2 protein-coding genes are annotated in these 3756 nt (G+C 74.2%); both read right to left on the bottom strand.

All coding sequences use genetic code 11. The features are described 5' to 3' along the window. Nucleotides 1-797 (bottom strand): beta-ketoacyl synthase N-terminal-like domain-containing protein (locus tag AC4IJH_RS43195; protein WP_490857518.1); only part of this gene is annotated, 797 nt, incomplete at its 3' end. A gap of 35 nt (nt 798-832) precedes the next feature. Further along, on the bottom strand, nt 833-3756 hold a 2924-nt coding region (locus AC4IJH_RS43190), incomplete at its 5' end, for a type I polyketide synthase (protein WP_490857517.1).

Genomic DNA, 3756 nt, shown 5'->3' with positions numbered 1-3756 from the left:
GACCAGCCGGTGCCGTCGGCCGCGTCGGCGAACGCCTTGCACCGGCCGTCCGCCGCCAGCCCGCCCTGCCGGCTGAATCCGGCGAAGCTCATCGGCGACGACAGCACCGTCACGCCGCCGGCCAGGGCGAGCGAGCACTCGCCGGAGCGCAGGGCGTGGGCCGCCAGGTGCAGGGAGACGAGCGAGGAGGAGCAGGCCGTGTCGACGGTGACCGCCGGGCCCTCCAGGCCGAAGGTGTAGGAGAGCCGGCCGGACAGGACGCTGCCCGCGAGGCCGGTGCTGCCGTGCCCCTCGACGTCCTCGCGGGAATTGAGCACGACGTTGGTGTAGTCGACGCCGTTCGTACCGACGAAGACACCGGTTTCGGTGCCGCGCAGGGACACCGGGTCGATGCCGGCGCGCTCCAGCGCTTCCCAGGAGGACTCCAGCAGGATGCGCTGCTGGGGGTCCATGGCGACGGCCTCGCGGGGCGAGATCCCGAAGAAGGAGGCGTCGAACGCGGCGGCGTCCACGAAGCCGCCCTCGACCGTCGCGCTGCTGCCGCTTCCGTCACCGGTGAGAAGGCTCAGGTCCCATCCGCGGTCGGTGGGGAACGCCGAGATGCCGTCGCGTCCGTCGCTCAGCAACTGCCAGAGCTCTTCCGGCGATCGCACTCCGCCCGGCAGCCGGCAGGACATCCCGACGACGGCTATGGGCTCCTGTTTGGCGGACTCAGCCTCCCGAAGCCGTTGGCGGGTCTGGTGCAAGTCGTTCGTGACCCACTTCAGGTAGTCAACGAGCTCGTTGTCGTTCGGCATGACGAGGAACCTTCCGTGTAAATAATGGGCCGGACTCAGCGATCGCTGTGACGCCCGAGTTCGTTGTCGATGAAGGCGAAGATTTCATCGGCGCTGGCGGCTTCGATCCGCTCGGCGACCTCGTCGCCGTTCTCCTGCGCCTCGGCCCCTCGCCAGGTGTCCAGGATCTGCGACAGGCGGTGGGCGACGGCGGCCTTGGTACGGGCGTCGGGCGCGCCGGCGGCGAGGGCCAGATCGAGCCGTTCGAGCTCCGCGAGAAGGGCCGGGCCCGTGACGGTCTGGGCTTCCTCCACGAGCCGGGAGACGAGGTGCTCGGCGAGTGCGAGGGGGTTGGGGTAGTCGAAGACGAGGGTGGCGCTCAGCCTGAGGCCGGTGGCGGTGGAGAGCCGGTTGCGCAGTTCCACGGCGGTCAGCGAGTCGAAGCCCAGGTCGTTGAACTCCCGCCGGGCCTCGACCGCCTTGGCCGAGGCGTGCCCGAGCACGGCGGCGGCCTCGGTCCGTACCAGATCGGCCATCAGGCGCGTACGCTCCTCCGCCCGCGCCTCCCTCAGCCGGCGGCCGAGCGTGGCGGCGGCGGCGCCGGCCGTGGAGCTCGCGGCCGTACGCCGGGCGCCCTTGACCAGTCCCCGCAGCACCGGCGGTACGGTGCCGCGGACCCGGGTGCCCGTGGCGACCGGGCCGACCGGGACGAGGTAGGGCTCGTCCGTCGCGGTGGCCGCGTCGAACAGCGCCAGGCCCTGCTCGGCGGTCAGCGGCGGCACACCGGTCGCCGCGATCCGCTGCATGTCCGCCGCGGACAGGGTTCCCGTCATGCCGCTCGCCTGTGCCCACGCGCCCCAGGCGAGAGACTGGGCGGGCAGGCCCTGGGCGGCACGGTGCCGGGCCAGTGCGTCGAGGAAGACGTTGCCCGCGGCGTAGTTGCCCTGGCCCGCGCCGCCGATGACGCCGGAGACCGACGAGAAGACGACGAACGCGCCGAGGTCCATCCCCCGGGTCAGGTCGTGCAGATGCCAGGCCGCGTCCACCTTCGGGCGCAGCACACCCGACAGCCGCTCGGCGGTCAGCGAGGTGACCACGCCGTCGTCCAGCACACCGGCCGCGTGGACCACCGCGGTCAGCGGATGCGCCAGGGAGTCCAGCACCCGCCCGAGCGCGGCCCGGTCGGCGGTGTCGCAGGCCGCGATCGTCACGTCGGCGCCCAGCGCGGTCAGCTCCGCACGCAGCTGGGCGGCTCCCGGCGCGGCCTCGCCGCTGCGGCTCACCAGGGCGAGGTGCTTGGCGCCGCGCGCGGCCACAAGGTGCCGGGCCAGCAGGCCGCCCAGGCCACCCGTACCGCCGGTGATCAGCGTCGTGCCGTCCGGGTCCCAGGCGGGCAGGCGGGGCGTGGTGGCGTCCGGTGCGGCCCGCCGGGCCAGCCTGCCCACGCGCACCGCGCCGTCGCGTACGACGAACCGGTCGTCACCGGCGGCGAGCAGGCCCGGCAGACGCGGCAGCACGTCCGGGAGAGCCACGTCCGGCGCGTCCGGCACGTCCGGCACGTCCACCAGGACGAAGCGGTCCGGGTTCTCCGACTGCGCCGACCCCACCAGGCCCCACACCGCCGCGGCGGCCAGGTCCGCTCCGGACACCGCGCCGCGGGTCACGAACACCAGCCGGGACGCGGCGTACCGCTCCCCCGCCAGCCACTCCTGCATCAACTCCAGCACCTGAGCGGTCAGTTCGTGCACCGCACCCGGACCCTCGGCACCGGCGCCCGACACCGGAACCACGACCAGCTCGGGAACGTCCGTCAGCGACGCCAGCCCGTCGGCGTCGAGCGTCACGCTCCGCACCGCGCCGTCGGCCGGCGCGTCCGCGGCCGCCACCCAGTCCAGCCGCAGCAACGCGCCCTGCTCGGCGCCCTTGCCGCGGGCCGGCTGCCGCAGGGGCTTCCTGGCGTCCAGCACCAGCGAGTCGGCCGACAGGACGGGCGCGCCCGCGGTGTCCGCCACGGCGACGGAGAACGCGTCCTGGCCGGTCCTCACGATGCGGATGCGCACCGCCGAAGCGCCGGTGGCGTGCAGCGCGACCCCGTTCCAGGCCGAGGGCGCGCGGTCACCGTCGCATCCGGCCGCCTGTGTCACCGCTTCCAGCAGCGCCGGGTGCAGGCCGAAGTCCGCGGCGTCCTCCACCTGGCCGGGCAGTACGGCCTCGGCAAAGGTCTCGTCGCCCCGGCTCCACAGGGCGCGCAGGGTACGGAACACCGGGCCGTGCTCGACGTCCTCGGCGACGTCCGTCAGGTCCACCGTTTCGGCGCCGCTCGGCGGCCACGCCGAGGCGTCGAACTCCGAAGCTCCTTGCGCTGTTTGTTCTCCCGCGTGCTCTCCGGATGCCCCGGGGGTCAGGGTGCCGTTGGCATGCTCCGTCCACGGCTGGTCGGCCGCGTCCACGGCCTGCGAGGAGATGCGCACCTCGCGCGCGCCATCCGCGCCGGGGGCTCCGACCCGCACCTGAAGAAGTACGGCGCCATCCTCGGCCAGCACGAGCGGCTCGGTGAGGGCGAGCGTGCCGACGCGGTCGCAGCCGACCTGGTCGCCCGCGTGGACGGCCAGTTCGAGGAGCCCGGCGGCGGGGAAGACGTACGCGCCGCCCACCACGTGATCCAGCAGCCAGGGGTGGGTCAGCGCCGACAGCCGGCTCGTGAGCAGCAACCCGCCCGAGCCCGTCAGCGGCACCGCCGCCCCCAGCAGGGGGTGCTCCACGGGCAGCAGCCCGGCGGCGGACACATCGCCCGCCGACGCCGCGGGCCTGGGCCAGTACCGCTCGTGCTGGAAGGGGTAGGTGGGCAGGTCCACGCGGCGGGCACCGGTACCGGCGAAGATCCCGGACCAGTCCACCGCGATGCCCACGACGTGCAGTTGGGCGAGGGCGCTCAGCAGCGCGGCCTCTTCGGGCCGGTCCTTGCGCAGCACCGAAACGG

This window comes from Streptomyces sp. UF-297 (assembly GCF_058245575.1).
This window is presented reverse-complemented; position numbering and strand designations above follow the sequence as displayed.